General features: G+C 46.6%; 18 protein-coding genes, 1 tRNA gene and 1 pseudogene. 14 read left to right on the top strand and 6 right to left on the bottom strand.

Annotated elements, in window-relative coordinates; genetic code table 11:
- Positions 1–76: 76 nt before the first annotated feature.
- On the bottom strand, positions 77–907 hold the full coding sequence (gene nifH, locus G493_RS0101985; protein WP_028579019.1) for a nitrogenase iron protein: 831 nt from the start codon (positions 905–907) through the stop codon (positions 77–79).
- Between the two features lie 607 nt (positions 908–1514).
- On the opposite strand from nifH, the gene nifA reads away from it, so the two are divergent.
- The gene (gene nifA, locus G493_RS0101980) at positions 1515–3182 is read left to right on the top strand and encodes a nif-specific transcriptional activator NifA (protein WP_051308935.1); all 1668 of its coding nucleotides are present in this window, start codon (positions 1515–1517) and stop codon (positions 3180–3182) included.
- Positions 3183–3277: 95 nt separating this feature from the next.
- Here the strand turns inward: nifA and G493_RS27405 are convergent, their stop codons facing one another.
- The gene (locus G493_RS27405) at positions 3278–4390 is read right to left on the bottom strand and encodes a LeuA family protein (RefSeq protein WP_035273020.1); all 1113 of its coding nucleotides are present in this window, start codon (positions 4388–4390) and stop codon (positions 3278–3280) included.
- Between the two features lie 336 nt (positions 4391–4726).
- Between G493_RS27405 and G493_RS33290 the strand changes: the two genes are divergently transcribed.
- The 5 genes from G493_RS33290 to G493_RS0101945 all read left to right on the top strand — a co-directional run bounded on the left by G493_RS33290 (position 4727) and on the right by G493_RS0101945 (position 10153).
- Positions 4727–4897: a hypothetical protein gene (locus tag G493_RS33290; protein ID WP_153306406.1), complete on the top strand. Its 171-nt coding sequence runs from the start codon at positions 4727–4729 to the stop codon at positions 4895–4897.
- A gap of 52 nt (positions 4898–4949) precedes the next feature.
- On the top strand, positions 4950–6356 hold the full coding sequence (locus tag G493_RS27400; RefSeq protein ID WP_035273202.1) for an aspartate kinase: 1407 nt from the start codon (positions 4950–4952) through the stop codon (positions 6354–6356).
- Between the two features lie 133 nt (positions 6357–6489).
- Positions 6490–7218: an amino acid ABC transporter ATP-binding protein gene (locus tag G493_RS0101960; RefSeq protein WP_028579017.1), complete on the top strand. Its 729-nt coding sequence runs from the start codon at positions 6490–6492 to the stop codon at positions 7216–7218.
- Positions 7219–7404: 186 nt separating this feature from the next.
- The gene (locus G493_RS0101950) at positions 7405–8232 is read left to right on the top strand and encodes an ABC transporter substrate-binding protein (protein ID WP_028579016.1); all 828 of its coding nucleotides are present in this window, start codon (positions 7405–7407) and stop codon (positions 8230–8232) included.
- A 145-nt stretch (positions 8233–8377) separates the two neighbouring features.
- On the top strand, positions 8378–10153 hold the full coding sequence (locus G493_RS0101945; RefSeq protein WP_028579015.1) for an amino acid ABC transporter permease: 1776 nt from the start codon (positions 8378–8380) through the stop codon (positions 10151–10153).
- Positions 10154–10178: 25 nt separating this feature from the next.
- Here the strand turns inward: G493_RS0101945 and G493_RS0101940 are convergent, their stop codons facing one another.
- Both G493_RS0101940 and G493_RS0101935 read right to left on the bottom strand, forming a co-directional pair.
- Positions 10179–10631: a phosphate-starvation-inducible PsiE family protein gene (locus G493_RS0101940; protein WP_028579014.1), complete on the bottom strand. Its 453-nt coding sequence runs from the start codon at positions 10629–10631 to the stop codon at positions 10179–10181.
- A complete protein-coding gene (locus tag G493_RS0101935; RefSeq protein WP_028579013.1) occupies positions 10628–11569 on the bottom strand; it encodes a universal stress protein in 942 nt (313 codons plus the stop codon). The genes G493_RS0101940 and G493_RS0101935 overlap by 4 nt, the downstream gene beginning before the upstream one ends.
- A 457-nt stretch (positions 11570–12026) precedes the next feature.
- Here G493_RS0101935 and G493_RS0101930 point away from each other — a divergent pair.
- From G493_RS0101930 to G493_RS0101915, 4 genes and pseudogenes are all read left to right on the top strand, one after another.
- Positions 12027–12104: transfer RNA gene (locus G493_RS0101930), tRNA-Glu, on the top strand.
- A gap of 444 nt (positions 12105–12548) precedes the next feature.
- Positions 12549–12650: pseudogene (locus tag G493_RS34755) on the top strand (lactate utilization protein); the annotation flags it as partial.
- Between the two features lie 43 nt (positions 12651–12693).
- Positions 12694–13302 (top strand): HD domain-containing protein, encoded by a 609-nt coding sequence (locus G493_RS0101920; protein WP_028579011.1) that lies wholly within the window; start codon positions 12694–12696, stop codon positions 13300–13302.
- Positions 13303–14071: 769 nt separating this feature from the next.
- Positions 14072–15934, top strand: a complete 1863-nt coding sequence (locus tag G493_RS0101915) for a hypothetical protein (protein WP_028579010.1) — start codon at positions 14072–14074, stop codon at positions 15932–15934.
- A 76-nt stretch (positions 15935–16010) separates the two neighbouring features.
- On the opposite strand, the gene G493_RS0101910 is transcribed toward G493_RS0101915, so the two are convergent.
- Complete coding sequence (locus G493_RS0101910) at positions 16011–17243, bottom strand: dockerin type I domain-containing protein (protein WP_028579009.1); 1233 nt, start codon at positions 17241–17243, stop codon at positions 16011–16013.
- 345 nt (positions 17244–17588) lie between these two features.
- Between G493_RS0101910 and G493_RS0101905 the strand changes: the two genes are divergently transcribed.
- The 4 genes from G493_RS0101905 (at position 17589) to G493_RS0101890 (ending at position 21481) form a co-directional block, all read left to right on the top strand.
- Positions 17589–18029: a MarR family winged helix-turn-helix transcriptional regulator gene (locus tag G493_RS0101905; RefSeq protein ID WP_028579008.1), complete on the top strand. Its 441-nt coding sequence runs from the start codon at positions 17589–17591 to the stop codon at positions 18027–18029.
- Positions 18030–18035: 6 nt separating this feature from the next.
- The gene (locus tag G493_RS27395; protein ID WP_051308934.1) at positions 18036–19154 is read left to right on the top strand and encodes an HlyD family secretion protein; all 1119 of its coding nucleotides are present in this window, start codon (positions 18036–18038) and stop codon (positions 19152–19154) included.
- A gap of 29 nt (positions 19155–19183) precedes the next feature.
- Complete coding sequence (locus tag G493_RS0101895) at positions 19184–20695, top strand: DHA2 family efflux MFS transporter permease subunit (RefSeq protein ID WP_035273005.1); 1512 nt, start codon at positions 19184–19186, stop codon at positions 20693–20695.
- Positions 20696–21133: 438 nt separating this feature from the next.
- The gene (locus tag G493_RS0101890; RefSeq protein ID WP_028579006.1) at positions 21134–21481 is read left to right on the top strand and encodes a DUF4405 domain-containing protein; all 348 of its coding nucleotides are present in this window, start codon (positions 21134–21136) and stop codon (positions 21479–21481) included.
- Positions 21482–21881: 400 nt separating this feature from the next.
- On the opposite strand, the gene G493_RS0101885 is transcribed toward G493_RS0101890, so the two are convergent.
- Positions 21882–23036 (bottom strand): hypothetical protein, encoded by a 1155-nt coding sequence (locus G493_RS0101885; protein ID WP_028579005.1) that lies wholly within the window; start codon positions 23034–23036, stop codon positions 21882–21884.
- Positions 23037–23162 lie beyond the last annotated feature (126 nt).

Here is a 23162-nt window from a genome sequence, read left to right as displayed (position 1 = left end):
GAACAATTGCTCTGATCATGATCATCATGGCTACTATCTCCTTAATACTCGTAAATTACTCTATCTCGTTAACAAATTACGCTTCTTCCAAGAGACCAAAATCGAGCAACAGCTGTTCCAACTGCTCAATCTCAAGCGGGGTAGGAATAACGAACATCTCGTTCTCATCAATGGCCTTGGCCAGTCCACGGTATTCGTCGGCCTGCTGACATGCACCGTTCCACTCAATAACTGTTTTTCTGTTAATCTCTGCACGCTGTACATCGTTGTCGCGAGGTACAAAGTAAATCATCTGGGTACCCAGCTTCCTAGCCAGCTCTTCGATCATCTCCTTCTCGTTATCAACATTTCGGGAGTTACAGATCAGCCCTCCCAGACGTACGGAACCGGACTGAGCATACTTCATGATACCTTTACAGATATTGTTGGCTGCGTACATAGCCATCATTTCACCGGAACAGACAATGTAGATTTCCTCTGCCTTACCATCGCGAATCGGCATGGCAAAACCACCGCACACAACATCACCAAGTACGTCATAGAATGCATAATCAAGGCCTTCGCTCTCCTCATATGCGCCCAGTGCCTCAAGCATGTTAATGGAGGTAATGATACCGCGACCGGCACAACCGACTCCCGGCTCAGGTCCGCCGGACTCAACACACCATGTTTCGCCGTAACCAGCTTTACGGATATCCTCAAGCTCCACGTCCTCACCCTCTTCACGCAGGGTATCAAGAACTGATTTCTGTGCCAGACCTCCGAGCAGCAGACGGGTGGAGTCAGCTTTAGGGTCACAGCCAACAACCATTACCTTACGACCCATTTCCGCCAATCCGGCCACTGTGTTCTGCGTTGTTGTGGATTTACCAATACCGCCTTTTCCGTAGATAGCTACTTTTCTCATAATCATTTCCTACTGTGTTATGTTTAATACAACGTAAGTGAACTATTCAGCCAAACCGCTCCTGCCTGTTACCGCTCTCTTTGTCATTAACAGTGAAGCAAGGGAGGTTGTTATCTCATGCCCTTTTAATGGCAAAGCCTGTGCCACGTTGTACTATCTTTTGCCTGTTGCAGTATATCAGCACGCTTGCGAGAAGTTTGATAATAATTCTCAAACTTTCAAGTCCTACAAAGTAACAAAATATATATCGTACCGTGTGCGCTAATAGTCATTTTTGTATATAATTATACGTTTTTGAAGATTACACATTTCCTCCTGCAGCAAAGCTGTTTTTTTACAATTATGCTAAAATTGACGTTCACAGAGAACATAATTGTAAACATCTAGACACAGTTTTGTACCATCCATACAAAGAAGTGGCATTAAACCATCGAGTTACCGCCTATCCTGCGCTAAAAACAAAATTGGTACGGTGCTTGCTTTTCCATATCATGGAACTGCGATCAGTCGACCTCAGAACCAACAAATCAACTACCATTAGCATTGACCACCAGATCGGAACATCCACATCCGGCACGCTCTGCTTCACATAGGAGACATGTAACCAATGGCGCTCAACCAGCGAAAACCCACATCAGAAGCCTCGACAACTCAGGGCATGGAGCTTCTGGCCCTCCACAGAATCACTGAACTGATCGGTAATGCAGCTGACCTCGACACTACTCTGGGAAATATTCTCGCAGTACTCCACGATACTGTTCAAATGGAGAGAGCTACCCTTCTCCTCTATGATGAAAAAAAACAGAAACTGACCATCCAGGCTTCATACGGCCTTTCCGAAGAAGAGGAAATGCGGGGGGTCTACAGCCCTGACGAAGGCGTTTGTGGCCAGATTTTCAAAACCAGGTCGCCGTTTGTAGTTCCTGATATCAACAGCGAACCGCTTTTTCTCAATCGAACAGGGGCCAGATCAAAATTCAGCCGGGAAACCGTTTCTTTTCTTGGCGTTCCTGTAATGGTTCAGGGAAAGCCAGCAGGAGTGCTTACGGTGGATCGTATATTTGACGACGATGTCTCCTTTGAAGAGGACATCCGCTTCCTGACCGTACTGGCCACACTCATTGCCCAGTTCCTGACCCTTCACAAGGAAATTGAACGTAAAGAAGCAAAACTGCTTGAGGAAAACGAGAATCTGAAGGCCAAACTACACCAGGTGCACAACGGTCATTATATTATTGGCAATTCCAAACCCATGCAGGAAGTCTTCAGTATCATAGACAAACTCAGTAGAAGCGACGCAACAGCACTGCTTCTTGGTGAGTCCGGCACAGGAAAAGAACTGGTTGCCAGGGCTATCCATGAAAGCGGTGTTCGCCAGAAAAAATCATTTATCAAGGTTAACTGCGCAGCTCTGCCAGAAACCCTGCTTGAAAGCGAACTGTTCGGTCATGAACGCGGTGCCTTTACAGGTGCGCACAGTAATCGTCCCGGTAGATTCGAATTGGCAGACGGAGGCACACTCTTTTTAGATGAAATTGGTGAAATGCCATTATCCCTGCAGGCAAAAATGCTCCGAGCGTTACAGGAAAAGCAGTTTGAAAGACTGGGCGGCACCAAGACCTTTACCGTTGATGTACGCATCATTGCCGCAACCAATGTGAGTCTTGAAGAAGCAGTAACCGAAGGTTCTTTTCGGGCAGACCTGTATTATCGCCTCAATGTGGTGCCGATCATGCTTCCCCCGCTCAGGGACAGACAGGACGATATACCTCTCCTGCTCAACCACTTCCTCGTATCCAGCAACCGGCGCAACAACAGAGAGCTGAAAATCACCTCCGACTTGCTTGATTTCCTCATGGCATATCCATGGCCTGGCAATGTGAGGGAAATGCAGAACCTGGTTGAGCGCATGGTTATATTGGCCGAGCACGACCGTCTCACAATAAACGATCTTCCTGCAAATATTTTGGCCTACCAGTCCTGTCTGCCGACACAGGCGCCAACACAGTCTTTCAGGCAGTACCCTGCTCACTCTAATTATCTGGAAGAACAGCAGGCCAATACCCATTATATGGAGTTGGACGATTCGCCAAAATCACTCAAAGATATGGAGCGCGAAGAAATTGTAGCCGCCCTCAAACGAAATGGCTGGATACAGGCCAGGGCCGCAAAAGAACTGGGATTAACCCAGCGCCAGATAGGTTACCGTATAAAAAAATACGGCCTGGATAAACAAAACCCATACAAACAGATCAACAATCAGTTCTCAGCCTGAAATCCGATTGAACGTATACAAAACAAACAGCCTGCGCACAGCAGGCTGTTTGTGTGTTATGGATTTACAGCCCATCAAAAAAACTCATCCGCGGATCAGTGAACACGGCATAAAGCGATCAACTCAGCATCACTGAGAGCGCCACCTTTTGCTCTGGCAGCGTCGCGCACAGCGGCAACACATCTATCCATGGCATCGTCATTTCCAACATCTACACCTAAACGATCCATTTGAAAACGAATGGCACTGCGCCCACTCTTTGCCCCGATCATCAACCTGCGCTCTGCGCCTACCAGTTCAGGTGAAAAGGGTTCATACGTTTGCGGATCCTTAAACAGCCCCTGGAGATGCAATCCGGTTTCACAGGCAAAAATCGCATCTCCCAAGACAGGATGACGTGCCTGAACCGGTTCGTTTGCGGCTTCCGCCACATACCTGGCAAAGCTTTTCAGCACCCCTACCTCAAAACCAGGTTGCTCGCAAACCAGGGAGAGATAAGCAACAAGTTCTTCCAGGCGGGCACATCCTGTACGCTCCCCAAGCCCAAGCATAGCACCGTCTGCCCACAGCGCCCCATGCTCATAAGCTGCAATGGCATTACCAGTGGCCATCCCAAAATCGTTATGGGTATGCACACCGACTTCCGCCCTCTGCAGTGAGCCGGCTACCAAGGAAACCATGTCTCCCGCCTTACCTGGAGAGAGAATTCCCACAGTGTCTGCGAGTCGAATTCTCCAGGCTCCGGCTCGCTCAGCCTGACGCGCCATATGTTGCAAAAACCCGGTTCCGGCCCTTGAACTGTCTTCAAAACCTACTGCCACTTCCAGCCCCAGGGACATACATAGAGAAATACCTGCCAACATATGCTGCTCAGCCCACTCTCTGTTTTTTCCGAGCTTGGTGACAATATGTCGATCAGAAACAGGTATAGACAGGGAAACACGACGTATTCCAAGGGTGGCGGCACATCTTATATCTTCCTCTCGACAACGGGACCAGAGAGAACAGGGCAGATCTGGATACAGAGCATGTGTATAGGTAATCAGCTCAGGTAAACAGGAGAAAAGAGGCGAAGCAATGCCCAGCTCAACCTCATGCACTCCTATTTGAGCCAGATAGCTCACTATCTGCTTTTTCTGCTCCAGGCTGAACTGAACACCTGGAGTCTGCTCTCCTTCTCGTAACGTGGTATCGACAATTTTGTACATATTTCTTATTTTTTCCTGTCGTTTTTCAGCAATTCTTCGTTTATTTTTAATTATTATGCAAAAATAAAGCCAGAATCTCCAGACCTGCTCTTTTTCCCAACTTGATTAAAAATCATCCCAGAATCATCACAACTTCAACTGCCATTGGCAATTGCCAAGGAGCGTTCTGTTTAACCGTATACGATGAGCTTGTTATGTACCCACAGGATCAATTGCCGGCTTTCCACCAGAAAAGGGCACGGTTTTCAAAAAAGTACAAATCGTTATCAGCACTTTCCTGCATGAGCAAATAGACACCTGCAATCAGTTGCAACAAAGATTTCCACCTGTCAGCCCGTGAATATTTTCATCACCGCTTCCACCTTTGGCCTGGATATGCTACAGTCTTCCGGGCTATGGCAGTGTCTGGCCGTAAACGAGATCTTCGTTCAAGAGCAGATAAGCGAGGAGCGACACTGTAAAACGGCCATGTATGACCAGGCCCAGCTCTGCGATACGCAAAGTTAAACACCTGGTGACCAATTACCAAATCAGTCACATTCAATCAGCATTGGACCACATGAAAGTTATTAAAATTGGTGGAGGGTGCCTGAAAGGAATTCCCACCATCCGTCACATCACTGAACTTACAAGCACCCATGCCAAAGGGCATGTTATAGTTGTTTCAGCCCTCTACGGCGTCACGGACATCCTGATAGACGGCATACAGAAAGCGCTGCAAGACGAAGAAAAAATCATGCCTCACATTGAGGTACTCCTTCGCCTGCACCTGTCTGTCGCCAGGTTCATCATGAAGTCGGAATCGTGCATCCAGGGTTTTCACCAAGATTTGTCTGGAGCTATGAAACAGCTTGAGCGCTATTATTACGGCCTCAACTTCACAGGTGAACTCACTCCGAAAATGAAAGATGCCATAAGCTGCATGGGTGAACGCTTTTCAGCTCTTCTCCTCTCCTGGACATTACAGTCTCTTGGAGTCGCTGCGGCTTCCATGACACCTCAGACTATGGGATTATACACGGATGGCAAATTCGGGGATGCCACCATTGACCTGCCAGCTGCCACGGAATCTCTCAACTCTACCCTGAAACCCGCACTGCAGACATATGACATGATATTTATCCCTGGGTTTTACGGGATAAGCCTCAAAGGGGAAATCACTACTTTTGGTCGCGGGGGCAGTGATTATGCGGCAGCAGCAGTTGCAGCGGCGCTGTCAGCAGATTTGCTTGAAATTTGGAAGGATGTGGACGGCTTCATGACAGCAAATCCAAAATTTGTTCCCCAGGCCGCCTTTATCAATCGTCTTTCCTATGAAGAATGTGCTGAACTTTCCTATTTCGGAGCATCCATTCTCCATCCACGGACCGTGGAACCCGTTCGCCAGCGTAACATTGAGATTGTAATAAAAAACACGCTGAACCCCGATGCCCAGGGGACGATAATCAGTGAGAAATCCGAACAATCTGACCTTGTCATAAAAAGTATCACCTATACCGATGACGTCAGTATTCTCAAGGTGCACGCTTCTGGAGTTGGCTATAGACCGGGCATTCTCTCCATTGTTGCCAGCGCACTCACCGATGCAGGTCTGAATATCAGGTCAGTGGTGGCTACACAGACCTGCATCAGCTTTCTTTTTTCCAAAAAAGATATTGACGAGGCCTATGCAACCCTGGAAAAAATCCGGCCTGTACCTTACAGGGCACTGGAAAAGGAACGGGAGCTTGTTCTCCTTGCCATTGTCGGCGAAGGACTGTCTTCCAGCAAAGGAGTGGCGGCACGTTGCTTCTCGGCAATTGCCGAACAGGGAATTAACGTGGAAATGATATCTTTTGGACCTTCCAAGGCAGCGCTCTACTTTTTGCTCAAACAGGAAGATCTGCACAAAGGTATCCATGCCCTGCACGCCACCTTTTTTACAGCGGGAAAAGCAGACAAACAAACAATTGCACCTGTTTCATGAACAGACTATGCTGTTGTATTATCGGTACCGGCAGTTATCCATGCAATCCCCTTGTGAGTAGAAGCCTGTACACAGTGTATACAGATTATTCTCTGACAAGCATAACAATAGAAACCCCATGACCAAGGAAACAATTATACGCTTTGAAAATGTCAGTAAATGGTTCGGCGATTTTCAAGTGCTCACAGACCTCAACCTGACCATTGATAAAGGTGAGGTGGTCGTTATTTGCGGTCCATCAGGATCGGGAAAAAGTACACTCATCCGTTGTATTAATCGCCTTGAACCCATTCAGGCTGGAACTATTATCGTTGACGGTATGGATGTAAATGATCCTCGAACCAACATGACACATCTTCGTGCAGAGGTAGGGTTTGTTTTTCAGCAATTCAACCTGTACCCTCACATGACGGTTCTGGAAAACATCACATTGGCGCCCACGCTTGTGCGACGTATGGCTAAAAAGGAAGCCACCCGAATCGCCATGGACCTGCTTAATAAAGTCAACATTCCGGACAAAGCCCATTTCTATCCCTCACAACTCTCAGGGGGACAGCAACAGCGTGTAGCCATAGCAAGGGGCCTGGCCATGCAACCCCAGATAATGCTATTTGACGAACCAACCAGTGCACTGGACCCGGAAATGATCAATGAAGTTCTTGACGTCATGAAATCACTTGCCCAGGAGGGTATCACCATGGTCTGTGTTACCCATGAAATGGGATTTGCCCGTGAAGTGGCTGACCGGGTAATTTTTATGGACGGAGGACTTCTGGTGGAAGAAAACACACCGGAATTATTTTTCACTCAGCCTACCAACCAGAGAACCAAGGATTTTTTAAGTAAGATTCTCAGCCATTGATGGCCTGAGTCATGCCCGGCCCGAAATCCGGATTGCCCGCATCAGCCCTTGCTGCCCAATACGGGGTTACAGTGTGCCAATTTTGGCTATGGATGCTCTTTTCGGGCAGGCTATCCATCACGGCCTTGGCGTACCCGGTAAGTACGCCAAGTCCTCAACCTGCATGTACCACCAAGGAGAAAAACAATGAAATACTTGAAAGTTGCTCTCTTCTCAACGCTGCTGGTCGTTGTTGCCGCAAATTTTTCAATGGCAGGCCCAACCTATGACAGGGTAATGAAGGACAAGACTGTCAAAGCAGGTATCAGTAATAAAGGTAAACCCTTTGGTTTTATCGATGCCAACAATGAATGGGTTGGCTTTGACATGGATATGGCCAGGGAGATTGCCAAGCGTCTTGGCGTGGATTTCGAACCAGTTGTTGTAAACAATAAAACAAGAGTCTCTTTTGTGCAGACCAACCCACCAAAGGTGGATATGGTTCTCGCCAATATGACTCACAAAAGAGTTCGCGATGAAAAAATTGATTTTTCCATCACGTATTTTTTTGATGGCCAAAAATTCCTCGCACCTGCAGGCACCATCAAAGAAGCCAAAGATCTGGCAGGAAAAAAAGTCGGCTCAATGCAGGGAACGACTTCCATTGTAAATGCCAAGGCTTACCTGAAAAAATTAGGTGACAGCAATCCACAGGTCACTGGATACCAGAACGAAGTTGAAATGTTTGAGGCCCTACGTTCGGGGCGGGTTCAGGCAATCAGTACCGACTCCACCCTGCTCATAGCACTGGCTAGCAAGGAACCGGGGAAGTATGAACTGGTTGGTGAATTCATTTCCGATGAGCCTTACGGCGTTGGCCTGCCAGCGGATGACAGTGCCTGGCGCGATGCGATAAATTTCGCCATTCAGGATATATGGAAAGACGGAACCTACATGGAGATTTACAATAAATGGTTTGGCCCGGACACCGAGACTCCATTTCCTATGACCGAAAAAATAGAGATGTGGCCTTAACAGGTATTTTTTCAGGCTCAACCCACAAAGGAACAGCAGGCTTTTCAGTTGCGTACACAAATAATGCATTCAGAAACTGCTGTCCCGACATATAAACAACTCCAACAGACCTTCCAGGAATTCCTGGAAGGTTCTTTTTTTCGCCATGTTTCGACATACCTTTGACAAACTTTGGTTTCAGTACCTTGTCTTATTTCTTCTACTCTTCCTGACAGGGCTGTATTTTACCTTTTGGTTTCACTTTGATTATGACTTTAACTGGTCCGTACTGGTCAGTGAAACAGAATATGGACATATGGGAGAACTCCTGCTCCATGGCCTCAAACTGACAGTTACCATTTCACTCTACTCAGCAGTCATTGCCCTGAGCCTCGGTACATTGTTTGGACTGGCCAGGCTTTCCCGTTTCAAGCCGGTATACCTGTTTGCCACAGCCTATATAGAGCTGTTTCGCAACACCCCATTACTGGTGCAACTGTTCTTCTGGAATTTTGCACTGCCTGCGGCTCTTCCCCAGGAAGTCAAACAATTCCTCTTCAGTCTGCAATACGAATTCTGGGTGGCTACCATCGGATTGGGCATGTATACCAGTGCGTTTATGGCGGAAATCATTCGTGCAGGTATACAGTCTGTGCCAACAGGATTGCTTGAGGCATCCTATTCCTCAGGCATGACCTACGGACAATCACTGAGAAAAATCATTCTCCCCCTTGCATTCAGAGAGATCATTCCTCCACTGGGCAGCGAATTTCTCAACAACATGAAAAACTCATCGCTGGCTATGACAGTAGGGGTTGCAGAAGTCTGCTGGTCTGCCCAGGAGGTTGAAGCCCTGACCTACAGTGGTTTCGAAGCAACTGCAGCCGCAACTGGCATTTACCTTGCCCTGTCTCTGTGTATTGCCGGGTTACTCAACCTGGTCAATGCCAGACTCAAAATAGCCAGCAAACGTAACAAAACGATAATACAGCGTTTTGCAGAGTTGTTTTTTGCGCCTCTGGAGCTGATTTTTCACACATTATCCCTGCTGCTTGATCGGTTTGCCTCAGGTTCATCACGCCAACGCACACTGACCCGCAGTCAATACCTGCTTCATCTCGCAGCCTCTAAGATCTGGCTGGTGATACGAGTCTGCGCCAAGGTGCTGTTCCTTCTTTTTCTCCTCGCCCTGGTCGTTCAGGCTGTACGGGGTTTACTTGGCTTCAACTTTGCCATTATCAAGGACAATATTCAGGCTCTTTTGATCTGGCGTTTTCCCAACGGAGGCAGTACGGAAACATTTGCCGGACTCGGTGGTCTTTCCATGTCTCTGCTCATGGCCATTTTCTGTATCACGGTCAGCTTTTTCATAGGCCTGATAGTCGGTGTGGGACGAACGGCAAAAAATCGGATTTTTCGTTTTCCCGCCCTCCTCTACATCGAACTGATACGTGGCAACCCTCTCATCATGGTCATTTTCTGGGTGTATTTTTTTGTTCCACCCATGTTTAAACTCCAGTTAGATGTATTCTGGAGTGCCGTGGTGGCCATGACGGTCTTTTTTGGAGCGTATATTGCGGAAATCGTACGCAGTGGCATAGAAAATCTTCCTCCAGGCCAGCTGGAGGCAGCCAAGTCAACTGGTTTGAATTACATGCAAACCATGCGCAGGATTATTTTACCCCAAGCATTGAAGCAGATGCTGCCAGCCCTTGTCGGCATGTTTATAGCAGCTTTTAAGGATACCTCCCTGGCCTATATTATAGGTGTCATGGAGCTCACCACAGCAGCCTATTCCATCAATAATCGTCTGATGCTCTACCCTTTTGAAATTTATACGACTATTGCTGTACTTTACTTTATCTGCTGCTATTCAATAAGTCTGTATGCTGGCAGACTGGAACGTAGAATAAGCCCGGAAACTGTAAGACTCTCCATGTAAAATAAACTTTTCAATCGTCGCGGAATCAAGGAGCCTCATCATGAAAGTCATCAGGAATTTTATGGACAAGATAATAGGTAATTCCTGTGGCCAAAAGAACCATTCCGCTGGCAAAAATATATAACGGCTCCAGTTGATCATAATCGAGTATGATCACTTTCCTGGCAATTGCCATAAGGGCAGTTGCCAGGACAATTTTCACATGTATTACATTATCGCGCAGATAAAGAATGATGTTTTGAAAAATCTCTATGGCTATCAGTACCACCATAAAAGCTCCAAAGGTTGCCAAGACATCACCGATACTGAGAACAAAACGTGGCGGTGCCGATAACCGCTGGTAAATCATAAAAGCCACGTCAAGCACACCAAAAAAAATAACCAGTACCATCAGCAGGCTCAGCAATTTCAGGCAGCTATGGATACAAAGTTTGAGCCCCCATAGAAATACATCCTGTTTTCTATTCAAATTCTTCATGTTGTAAGAGAAATTGGAGAAATAAATCCATCAGGCTTCACGGCCAATATACTGCACCGTACCTCAGACAAAATTGTTTCCGCGCTATTGCCGATCAACAATCCCGGTAAACCGGTGCGTGCCACAGATCCCATAATCAACAAATCTGCTCCCACCTGCTGTAAAATATGATGCACCACGGGCTTCACGTCTCCTTCAACAAGATGGACACGTTCTGAGGGTACATGAAATTCCAGGCCGGCAGTCAGGGCATCAAAATTCTTCACAAGAGTTTTCTGTAAAGATTTCTTCATATCCGCAAGCTTGTCTTCTCCATAATTAAAGCGAGGCCCCCTCAGCATAACTTCATGCTCAAGCTCCCAGGCATGAACAAAATATGCATTCCCTTTCATTCGCTCGGCCATGGAACACGTCAACTCTACGATTTTTCGATTTAAGTCTATGGTTTCTTCTCGAGTAGATCCCAAATCAAGAGCACCCAGACAAACACGAAAGCCATCGAACTGTTCACCATTGATGATCCACACAGGACAGGGACACTTACGAAAAAGATGCATGGCTACCGCATCATGGTTATCGAAAGGATCCCGCACTTTCACAACAAGCTGTTGCTGATTTCGCAAAACTTCACGAATAACTTCAACAAACATGGTACCTTGAAATAATTCTCCCCGTACCTGAACACCAGCATCAGATAGAACAGAAACAGCATGATCGAGACGTTGCTGTTTCTTTTCTCTTATGAAACCCAACAACTCATTTGAATGAGGATACAACGCTCTTCCGACATGTTCGATAAAAGAATCTTCGAACACATTAACTACAGTTACTTCAGCTATGTTTGCTTTTGCCAAAGAGATCAGCTTATCCAGAACCTGTTCTTCAAACCTGGTATCATCTGTACTTTGAAGATAGAGTATCCTTTTAAATCGTTGCATAAATTTCCTTCCAGTGGGTGAACATATATCAGGTCTATATCTTAAGATTTTGAGTACAGAATACAACCTCCTCCCTGCCATAGTATCGCCTAAAAATCCATATACATTAGTATATGTAAGTTCGTTTCATGTCTCCGTCTATCATTTCCAAGCAAATCACTCTTTTTTTCAGGCCCGTATCAATACAGATTCATTTCGGAAGCAGCAAGGGGGGCTCTTGCTCAAAGGGTTCGCAAGGTGCATGACGAAAAGAGTATATGAACTGTCGCAACCATTCACCGGCGTTCCATGATGCCTTCTCGCAATTGTTCCCTCTACACATGATTTTTTTTATTGACAGCTTCCTCTTTTTTTCGTAAATACTCCGGCTCCAGCAAAATGGGTCGATAGACAGCTGGCAGAACTTCAGTCTCTTAACCAGGAAGTTTCGAACGACCTTTCAAAATTTGACGTTCCAGTCCCCATCGTCTAGCCAGGTCCAGGACACCGGCCTTTCACGCCGGCAACAGGGGTTCGAATCCCCTTGGGGACGCCAGATATATCAAGGAGCTAGCCTTTTGGGCCAGCTCCTTTTTTTATTTGACAGCTCCATAGATAGCTTTGCATTTTCAGTGGACCTCAACACGCCCTACAGTTCTCATGTTTCCTCTCTTTGGCTGATCCTATTCCTTCACTCCCGTATTTCTCATGACTTTTATACAGATCAGGACTAAAAAGAATTTGTTTTCATGGATGTAACTGCTCATAAATAATACCATGGAGGCAATCTAGCAGTCCAAATCAGCCCACATGCAATACCATCACCTTACCAGAGGCGATCTCCTTGATACTGCAAATAATAAAAGGCGAAACATCATGAACAGCAAAAATCTTGATACATATTGGCGACTTCGATTAAATACCTGCTATAATGCACTGAAGAAAAATAATTTTTCCCCATTCATCGTCCAAAGTTCTACAAAAGCAAAAAACATCATACTGCAGCAGCCCTGATCGTATCTGCAACAGCTGGACGATCACAGAAAAACCGTATCCCAAACATCGAATCAAGGTTATTGTTATAAACAAAGACCTTGGCTAGTAATTTAAATTATTCATACATCTTTACAAACACTTATATAACCATGCAACGCATTACAGAAACAGATCACGTCTCTCTTGGCCAACAACTGGAATTTCTTCTTGAGCTGGAAAAACTTAAATCCATATTTCGACGCAGTTATATTCTAGATACCGACAGGTGGGAAAACGACGCTGAGCATAGCTGGCAGCTTGCCGTAATGGCGATAATTTTATCAGAACATGCCAATGAAGAAATACAACCGAGCCATGTTATGAAAATGGTTCTCCTCCATGATATTGTGGAAATTGATGCCGGCGACACCTTTTGCTATGATGAAAAAGGGCACACAGACAAAGCAGATCGTGAATTACGTGCAGCAAAGAGAATTTTTGGTATTCTGCCGCCTGAACAGCAAAAGGAATGCTTTCAACTGTGGCAGGAATTTGAACGGGGTGAGACCAGAGAAGCCAAGTTTGCCAATGCGCTTGATCGCCTTATGCCACTTATGCTGAACTACTATTCTCAAGGTAAGTCTTGGAAAAAACATGGCATTCGCAAACAGCAGGTCATAGACCGCAATAAGCATATAGCAAAAGGCTCCACAATACTATGGGACTTTGCATCCACCCTTATCGACAAGGCAGTTGAAAAAGGATATCTAGCTGCCTGATGTTGTTCTCCGGCTGCACAACACGTCTCACCTTGACAACACTTATCCTGTTGGCAAACACAAGCGTGTCCTCTCTAACCAGGAGCCGGCCTGCGAACGAGTACCTGTTGATATATGCGTTTGTTCGCTCAGTTCAGGGTCACGGAAAAAATAATCCGATCTTGCTTGTCTCTCTACTCGGTAAGGTCGTCGCGTCAATGGCTCAATACGGCCAGTATGGGACCATTGACGCGACGACCTTACCACACCGATAGCCTTCCCTCCGGGAATATTTTTTCAGGGTAAATAAAAAGTATGGGCGAAAAGCACATTTGCGAACAGTCTTCCGGAGAGGAGACTGTCCATAAATGGTCTTTTCTCCCAATTTTTGCGTTATGCTCAAAACTTTACCCTCGAAATTTCAATTATATGTCTACGGTAAAATGTCTCGAAAGCCTTAAACTTGGGCAAAAATCTTCATTTCTGGACAGGCACAGAAAAAGAGCACCATGTAACGAGTGCATAATATCTGAAAACAGCAAGCTTCACAGCTGCTCCAGCACATTTATATTTTCTCACTCTGTCAGTTTGTTGAAATTCCTATTCTTTTCCGGCAAAGAATCACATACAATTCATATAGAAATACCATACATAAGTGGCTCGCTATTTGCTTTTTCAACCAAGGTTCATCACTCGCCCAACATATGCATAAATGCGTATGTAATTTGTTCTGTACAACAGAAACGACAAAGCGGCGGCAAGAAAGCATCCACAATGGGGTATCAGATACGTGATAAAAACATTTGCCCTCAACACTCTGGTTTTTCTCTTTATTATTTTCACACAACTACCGGCCATGGGTTCCACATCTGTGGTTATCTCACAAGGCCTGGACTGGTCTTTTCCCTCTAGCACAGAGCCTTCTCCCAAAATAGGCTATTTCCAAATGACCGACACGGTCTCAGCAACTGCCATTCCGGATGACTTGAGCGACCTGATAAATTGTTACGGTGTGACCTTTACCTGGGCATCCCTGAATCCAGCAGAAGATATCTACGACTTCAACAATGTCAATGTTGCCCTTGCCGCCGCACAGGCTGATGACAAGTGCCTTGTGGCACGCCTTAAATCCCATGTGGTCGACCGTAAGACACCATGGGGAACAGGTGATGTGCCATTTATCCCGCAATGGGTATTGGACAAGTATCGCCCCCCGATATTTTATACCTATGGCAAGGCAGAATCCGATGAATATATCACCGTTGCAGCACCATGGGACACAGGGGTTGCAGCAAAATACCTCCAGTTTGTAAACGAATTTGGTGCCCAGGACTTTCTCTCTCATCCTAACTTTGCAGGCCTCTATATTCATGGTATTTCCAGTTCAGCCGGAGAAGAAATGTGGTTGAACGCCCAGGCAGTTGTCAATGCAGAAGATGTGGGAATGACACCTCTAACCATTGCATTTACATACCAGCAACGGCTGGAGGCATGGGCTGTCGCAGCGGGAGACAATACAAACAAACTTGCCTGGGTAGGCATGAATTACTTTAAGCCATCCGAAGAGTATGACTATGAGTACCAGAACGTAAGAACGTTTTTAAATAGTCGTGCAGCGGCCTTGGGCATGGGAATACGTAGTGGAGGCAACGAGCAGTTCAACAACGCATTTTCTGAACAGTGGGGCCTGATCTATGACCCAGCGACGTCTTCACTCATCATTGACCCAGACTGGCCATACCGTGATTACAACCGCTTCATTGGGGGCGAAGATGAACAGTTTATAGACAGTGCGGTGTATGATCCGCTATTCATCTCAACAATATGGGTGGAAGCCATGATCGGCGCCACCCACATATGGCTTCCTAATCCAAGCCTCAACAATTTCATCAGAAGAAACCGTGCCATACTCGACTGGTACAGCTATAGAGCAGGGCTTCCCCTTGAAGAGGCACCGGATGCGGCAATCTGGTTACGGGAGAGTTATTACAGTGACGGTGTCAACTGCAATACCGTCTTCAACTTTAAACTTGGCCTTTTTCAGGTATATGGCGCCGGAAAAACTACCGTATCAACAGGTTATTACGACCGCTCAGCCTTAACAGGGGGGGATTTTTCCCATGACTGTGAAAAAAAGCACTATGACTACTTGTCAGCAACAACTGATGTGGCAAGCGGCAATACACAAATAGCCATATCCATTGACAATGATTTCAAAAACTCTCTAGGTGAACTGGCGAAGATCAAGGTGATGTTCAGGGATTCTTCAACTGCAACCTGGCAGCTCCGTACCCCTTCTTACACTTCTGCTGAAGTACAAAACAAGAATGATCACAGCATAAAAACAGCAACTTTTACCCTGGATGCCAGAGATCTCAGCACCACATTTACTGACGGGGCACATTTTAAACTGGTTGTAACCAACGACTCTGATCTCTCTGTTTACGTTATCCGCCTGATTAAAGCTGATGCCCAGGCAGGAGATATTGATCATGATGGTGTGGTGGATATACAGGATTCCATCCAGGCTCTCCAGATACTGACAGGGATGTCGCCAACTGAAAAAGTATACGCTTCATCAACCGTCAATCAACAAAAAATATCTATGGCCGATGCCATCTATGGTCTCCAGCGAACAGCAACCAATCAATGATTTGCTTTCTCGACGAATCAGGCGTCAGCTTCCCCTGGCATGGTAACAATCTGAGATTCTCAGTATCTCCTGGCTCTTACTCTGCCACCTGTTGTAGTATATACAACACGTCGGGCATGCCAAGATATCCATTACCATCCACATCCGCGTTCAACTCAACAGTTGTTCCGGATGTCTGACCAGTTAGCATGCGCAGTACAATCATGGCATCGGTCAGGTCAACGACTTCATCACTATTAATATTTCCAGGCAGAGGAGGCAGCTTGTAATCAACCAGTACACTCTCCGCAAGAACTTCTACCGTTATGGAGTGGGATGCCTCAAGCATCCCCCCGGAGAAAACAAGATCATAGGTGCCAGTCTCAACAGGGAAGGCATACCCGCCACTGTCTGCCGTTACAGCATAATAACTGCCTCCATCAGGCATAACCTGAACTCCGGCGAGCCCTTCACCTGGATCATATTGATCATTATTATTCGCGTCCTGCCACACAGTGCCCACAATAAAGCGATTGGAATGATCAGGGAAATAGGCCAATGCGGTACAAAAATTCTGGGTGACGACCAGAGGCCCGACGCTGGTACCAGCATTATTTTCCGGAGTAACCGCAATACCCACGTTTGAGTAGTTATGATCTATGGACATGATTCCCATTCTGTGCCCTCTGGGATCCTGCATTCCATCATCAGTGCCACTCCCCCAGTCTATATTAAAACCAACATGGCCATAAACGGCTGACTTGGAATACGAATAAACATTTCCCCGCCAGTATTGGAAATGAAAATCCTGAGCTTGCACCAATTCGACCTGACCATCATGACTTTGTGTATCTTCAGTAATCAAATACAGATTGTGCAGTCGTGCAGCCTCATACAGGCGCGAATCAAAAGCTGCCGGAGGTTTTGCTGTATAACTGTCAAACTCATCCTGCAACACTGTAAGATTCACATTGAAATAACTTCGTGCAGATACCACATCAGACTCATCCATGATTGCCAGCCAGTAACCTTCCTGGGAAGGATTGACACGGGCACGGTTAAGCAGCCACAGCATTTGCTGCTCGTTGCCATTGGGATGAGCACTGTCACCAGTTTTATGATACGCCCATTCGCTCATTCCTGCTTTAACTGCATCTTTTTGTGGCTGCTGTTCAAGGGGAAGAGGTTCTTGTTCAACCGTTGGAGGAGATGGCGGAGGAGCCTGATGCTCACTGTCTGCCAATGGCTCAGCCATGGCTGCCCCCCCGATCAGGTGCATGACAATCGTCCAATATCCAATCTTTTGAGATGCATTTATGAAACGTCGCATAGAACACGTTTTTGTTAGGGCCTGATCTGAAGTGGCGACTTCACATCAATGGCTTCTTTCAAAATGATATTTCCAGAAGAGCACAGCAGGGACAACACACCGGAACACGAGCTTTCAAAATAACTGACACCTTCGAAATCACGTACCGTTTTAGACTCTATATCAAGATTATACAGCTACAATGTCCTCATACCACTTCTCATCGCATCCTGCACTCCGAAATGGTTTACCGCGATGCCTTTGGCAGCGTTTCCCGTTGGTTACAGGAACACAACAGCCAAAAACAAAAGGGTTGCTTATTATAAGCATTGCTTACAATACAACTTTCTGGTACAAACAACCCCCATGAAAAATTATAATCCAAAAGAAAGCATCGCTTTTCTTATCTATGATATCTCCCGACTGCTGCGTAAAGATTTTGACAGCAGGGTTCAGCCCCTTGGCCTCACCCAGGCACAATGGCGAGCCATTGCCCACATTGCACGCATGGAAGGATGCAGCCAGGCCACCCTTGCCGATGTTTTGGAAATCAAACCCATTACGCTGTGTCGTCTGCTTGATAAACTTGAGAATGCAAACCTGGTGGAACGGCGTCCAAACCCACAAGACCGCAGGGCTGTACAAATCTATATAAGTGAGCAAGCCAGACCCAGGCTGGACCAGATGAAAGAACTTGCCTTGCAGACAAGAAATCGGGCCATCCATGGTCTTTCCGAAGAGGAGCAGAAACAACTCACCACGACCCTGCTCAAAGTCAAAAAGAATCTCAGCCAGGATAACCATTGAGAGTATATGCAGGAAAATAAAGCAGAAACAGCCTCTCCCAAAGCATCCCTGTCCCCGAAAACAAAGCGTAGACGCATTCTGTTTTTAGCAGGACCATGCATTGTACTTGCTGCGACAGTATTTTTCTATTGGACCGGAGGCCGCTACGTAGAAACCGACAATGCGTATATTCAAGCTGACAAGGTCATTATCAGCGCAGAGGTTTCCGGAACCATTGAGTCTATACATATCAAGGAAAATGCCCAGGTGAAAAAAGGAGATCCTCTTTTCACCATTGATAATAGAAGTTACCTGCTTCGCCTGGACCAGGCTCAAGCACACCTCAAGGCAGAAATTGCCGATATCCATAAACTCAAAGCCGAATACGGACAAAAGCAAAACGAACTGAAACTGGCCCAGGTTAATCTGGATTTTGCCGTTAAAGAACTGAAACGACAATCAGCCCTTGCAGGCAATAGAGTCATCTCTGAGGCCAAACTGGATCAGGCTCGCCATGAAGTGGATATCTGCAAACAGAAAATGGGCATTATCAATGATGAAATCGCACAAATCCTGGCAAACCTTGAAGGCGCCCCCAACACCCCAAAAGAAAAACTACCGGCTTACCTTTTGGCAAAAAGTGAAGTGGAACAGGCTGCTCTGGACCTTGAACGTACAGTGGTACGCGCTCCCTTTTCAGGGCTGGTAACCAAACTCCCAAAACCAGGAAAACATGTATCTCCCGGCTCAGCAGTTCTCAGTCTGATCTCAGACAGCAACTACTGGATAGAAGCTAATTTTAAAGAGACCGATCTTACCCGGGTCCGATCCGGCCAACCTGCTGATATACACGTCGACACCTACCCGGATGCCACATGGGAGGGTACCGTGGCCAGTATCAGCCCAGGTACGGGAAGTGAATTCTCTGTCATTCCAGCACAGAACGCCACAGGCAACTGGGTAAAGGTTGTTCAACGCATTCCTGTCCGTATTGCACTACATGAAACTTCAAACGACATGCAACTCCGTGCCGGAATGAGCACAGTCGTAACCATAGACACAGGATATCATCGCCCTCTTCCCGGCTTTATTACAGCCTTAGTAAACGGTTTTGCTGCAACTCAAGCCGCTAACGCCGGCGAATAATGGCATTTTCCCACAGCTGAGAGTTTCTTTTGACACTGCATCCAGAGAGTGAGCCAGCCATAAACCGTGGGCTGATAACCGTTTCCATCATGCTGGCAACGGTTATGCAGGCATTGGATACCACCATTGCCAATGTGGCCCTGCCAAGTATGCAGGGTGGCATGTCTGCTACCCAGGATCAGATCTCCTGGGTATTGACCTCGTACATTGTTGCCGCTGCCATCTTTACGCCGCTTACAGGGGTACTCTCCTCCAGATTTGGCCGAAAAAGACTTTTCCTTCTCTCCGTGGTAGGGTTTACCCTGGCTTCCATGCTCTGCGGAGCCTCAGGCAGCCTGACCGAGATTGTTCTCTTCCGTCTCCTGCAGGGAATCTTCGGTGCTGGTCTGGTTCCGCTCTCTCAAGCTGTTCTTTTAGATACCTATCCAACTGAAAAACATGGCACAGCCATGGCGATATGGGGATTGGGGGTAATGGTTGGACCCATCCTGGGTCCCTCCCTTGGTGGCTATCTGACTGAATACTACAATTGGCGCTGGGTCTTTTATATTAATCTGCCCATAGGCCTCCTCGCGTTTATGGGAATCTTTGCTGCGGTCCCTGAAAGTTCACGCAATTCAGCACACAAGTTCGACACCCTGGGTTTTCTGCTGCTTGGGATTTCCATCGGAGCCCTCCAACTCCTGCTCGACAGGGGGCAATCACTGGATTGGTGGCAGAGCCGTGAAATTATCACAGAATCAGTTATCACAGGCCTCTTTTTCTATCTTTTTCTGGTTCATACTTTTACTGCTGACAAGCCATTCTTTGAGCCAGCACTGTTTAAGGATCGAAACCTTGTCGTTGGCCTGGTCCTTATTTTTCTGGTGGGAATGACCCTCTATGCCACCCTGGCCCTGTTGCCGCCATTCATGCAGCAAATCATGGGATTTCCGGTGTTGACTACAGGCTACATTCTCGCTCCCAGGGGAATGGGAACCATGGTAGCCATGGTGATTGTGGGACGCCTGATCCGAAAAGTGGATATCCGTCTGCTTTTATTGACAGGTTTTGGTCTGACAGCCGCTGCACTGGGTGTCATGAGCACTTTCAACCAGGAGGTAAGCATTGCTGCCCTGCTCTGGACAGGCATTGTACAGGGATTTGGTTTTGGTTTCGTTTTCGTCCCCTTAAGTACTGTCACCTTTTCAACCCTCCAGCAGCACCTACGGACAGAGGGAACAGCCATGTACAGCCTGGTTCGTAATATAGGCAGTTCCATAGGTATTTCCGTGGTGGTTACCCTGCTGGCAAGAAACACCCAGATAAACCATGCAAGCATGAGCGAACTTCTCCACCCTTTTCGCGACACCATGCAGCCGGAAGCACTACCCCAGCTGTGGAACTGGACCACACTGACAGGTAAAATAGCCTTGAACAGCGAAGTTACTGTTCAAGCTGCTACCATCTCTTACCTGAACGATTTTGCTTTCATAATGTGGCTTACCCTTGCGTCCATTCCCTTTCTCATGCTGTTACAGACAAAACCGCAAAGGGCATAACTCTTTTCAATTCCCTCTGTGATTTGTGAGATTCCTCCAACACCTCCCCTTCAGAGAACATGTACATCTCACGATGTACCCTTTGGTATAATTTCGAGGCGTGCTCATAAACGCAGCAAGAGATTACCTCTTAAAATATTTGCACATTTTTTCCTTATTTCATGAAAATTAGAAGAGTACAGTAAAGGGCAATGAATCTGGAATGCGTGTCGTCATTGCGCTGAAAATAATCTCAAGGTTAGAGCAAGTAATGATGACAGCCATTAAGAAAAGAATGAAAAAATCCGGGCTCGCTTTGAACCTGTGAATAGTATTATTCATCCCAAGTGGCCTGCACTATGCATAGAACACGTCAGCATCCAGACTAAACAATACATACAATGCTACAGCCGCTACCTGCTGCCACTCACACCCTTCAACCAGATATGGAGATTTCGAATGATAAACCCTTCCCACAAACAATGGCTCAGCCCTTTCACGGCAACAACCTTTGCTGCCACCTCCATCACAGGAGTTCTTTTACTCTTACACCTGAAGACTCCAGGAATGAACCAAATTCACCAATGGGGCGGGTTATTGTTCGTTACTGCAGGAGTTGTGCATCTCACGCTCAACTGGCGTCCCTTCACAGCCTATATGAAAAACAGTAAAGCGGCAGCAGGGATCATTGCTGCGGTATTAGCCACCGTCGTGCTCAGTTCGCTGATCCCTTTGAACAGTCATGGGCAGAGATATGGGAGACAAGGTAATAGTTCAATGGACTATGGGTATCGATATCATCGATAGGATAATTGGCAATAATGAGCCAGATACTCGCCTGGTGACGTTCACATTTTCAGGAATATCAGACTGACAGCGACATACCACTACCCGCTCGCGGACATACCCGGTTGGGTAGTGAGATTGCCCATTCAAGGGTAACTTCATGCACAAGAAACATCTCAAAACACAGTATGCTCGCAAAAAAGGCTCCTTTATAAAAATTTGGGCCAGCAGCCTGTTGAAAAAGACATTTTTGACACAACTTGCCGCATGCTACACGCCTTAAGATCAGCACTACATGTGGCAGGCCGTATCGATCATTTTTAGTTTTTTAACAACCCTGCCAGGAGATTATCTGATACGCCTTCGGGAATATGACCAGATCTCTCTTGCCAATAACTTTCTTTGCTTACCAACCAGGTGCCTACCATAATGCCGTAGAAATTGGTGTACCCAGATTATACATAACCAGGCGTCCTCGCAGTTCCAACAATTGCTTGAGCAAATGTGGCTCCGCCTTGGCATATGCATCTTCGTCGGCTATTCGTTTCACCACAATACCCAACAGTTCCGTAATAGCGTTCCCCACAGAATTTTGACTAATAGTCACAATGAGCCGGCCAGTATCATCACGATACAACAACTGCTTATATGCAGGTTGCCAACGAATTTCATTGGCAAACATTGGATCCTCCATCACTCGTAAACGCAGCATCCGAGCTGCCTGATGAAACTGATCACTATACAGCAAAATATCCTCAATTTGATCAGGATACGCTGCGTCCTTTGGAATTCTTGCATCTTCTGCTGCCACGAGTGCAAAAAAGGCCCTGTAGAAATCAAGGAAACCGGCAAGAACCAGATCATACTCTTTCCAGAACTGTCCTTTATCCAGCGTTTTCTCCCCTCCCACCACTTCCCAGCTTGGCAAGCCCTGGGGATACCCGGTTATTCGCAAACACCCATCGTCGGGAGGCAGCGGTTTAAGCACCTGTAAACGCAGCACATCAAAAAATCGCAGATAAACATCCCGCAGATACTGCAGGAAAAGACCGTTCTGGCCACTATCTGTCAGGTTTGGATTGTCTGCATCAGCCTCGGGCGCTGCCTCCAGCATTGCCTTTTCAAATACCATGAAATGATTGTGCATCATGCGAATACTTGGAACGCCTGGTTTATTGAGCGGCCAGGTGGCATCCAGGCTGGCTTCACCACAAAACACGAGATGTTCACCGGGATCCGGGTATTTTTCCAGCATATAGTGGGTGACAACCTTTGTCATGCGGCTGAAAACGATACTTTCCTCCCTGGTCAGCTGGTCTCGGCGAACAGGACGCCCCATTGGATCCAATACTTTATGTGAAGTGTCAAAAATAATGGATGTATCAAAAAGGTTGGAATGACCAATAGCCTTACGATACAGCAAAAAACCTTCCTTGGTGCGCAGCAGACCATTTTCACGGGTTAGATGGCGCAGATTACAGGGACTGTTAAAAAATTCAGTGGGAGCTATTCCCTCTGGAATATCCATGGGGATTTTCCGATGGGGAGTTGTAACCATACGTGGAGCACCGGCCATATCTACCTCCATAGTGGATTGATTAGACCGTAATCGTTCACCGGCAAATCTGTGCACACATGACGCACTGATAGCCGCTTGCAACAAGGGGAGCAGCCAACATTATTTTAAGTTGGTGAACGGTTA

The organism is Desulfogranum japonicum DSM 18378 (genome assembly GCF_000429945.1).
GTDB lineage: Bacteria > Desulfobacterota > Desulfobulbia > Desulfobulbales > Desulfobulbaceae > Desulfogranum > Desulfogranum japonicum.
The sequence above is the reverse complement of the archived record's forward strand: the minus strand, read 5'-3'. Positions and strand labels throughout refer to the sequence as shown.

Excerpts from the sequence above, each read along its gene's own strand:
- G493_RS0101950 (WP_028579016.1), top strand. The coding sequence starts at position 7,405 with ATGAAATACTTGAAAGTTGCTCTCTTCTCAACGCTGCTGGTCGTTGTT.
- G493_RS0101940 (WP_028579014.1), bottom strand. The coding sequence starts at position 10,631 with ATGAAGAATTTGAATAGAAAACAGGATGTATTTCTATGGGGGCTCAAA.
- G493_RS27395 (WP_051308934.1), top strand. The coding sequence starts at position 18,036 with ATGCAGGAAAATAAAGCAGAAACAGCCTCTCCCAAAGCATCCCTGTCC.
- nifH (WP_028579019.1), bottom strand. The coding sequence starts at position 907 with ATGAGAAAAGTAGCTATCTACGGAAAAGGCGGTATTGGTAAATCCACA.
- G493_RS27405 (WP_035273020.1), bottom strand. The coding sequence starts at position 4,390 with ATGTACAAAATTGTCGATACCACGTTACGAGAAGGAGAGCAGACTCCA.
- G493_RS0101945 (WP_028579015.1), top strand. The coding sequence starts at position 8,378 with ATGTTTCGACATACCTTTGACAAACTTTGGTTTCAGTACCTTGTCTTA.
- nifA (WP_051308935.1), top strand. The coding sequence starts at position 1,515 with ATGGCGCTCAACCAGCGAAAACCCACATCAGAAGCCTCGACAACTCAG.
- G493_RS0101910 (WP_028579009.1), bottom strand. The coding sequence starts at position 17,243 with ATGCGACGTTTCATAAATGCATCTCAAAAGATTGGATATTGGACGATT.
- G493_RS0101905 (WP_028579008.1), top strand. The coding sequence starts at position 17,589 with ATGAAAAATTATAATCCAAAAGAAAGCATCGCTTTTCTTATCTATGAT.
- G493_RS0101935 (WP_028579013.1), bottom strand. The coding sequence starts at position 11,569 with ATGCAACGATTTAAAAGGATACTCTATCTTCAAAGTACAGATGATACC.
- G493_RS0101920 (WP_028579011.1), top strand. The coding sequence starts at position 12,694 with ATGCAACGCATTACAGAAACAGATCACGTCTCTCTTGGCCAACAACTG.
- G493_RS27400 (WP_035273202.1), top strand. The coding sequence starts at position 4,950 with ATGAAAGTTATTAAAATTGGTGGAGGGTGCCTGAAAGGAATTCCCACC.
- G493_RS0101890 (WP_028579006.1), top strand. The coding sequence starts at position 21,134 with ATGATAAACCCTTCCCACAAACAATGGCTCAGCCCTTTCACGGCAACA.
- G493_RS0101885 (WP_028579005.1), bottom strand. The coding sequence starts at position 23,036 with ATGGCCGGTGCTCCACGTATGGTTACAACTCCCCATCGGAAAATCCCC.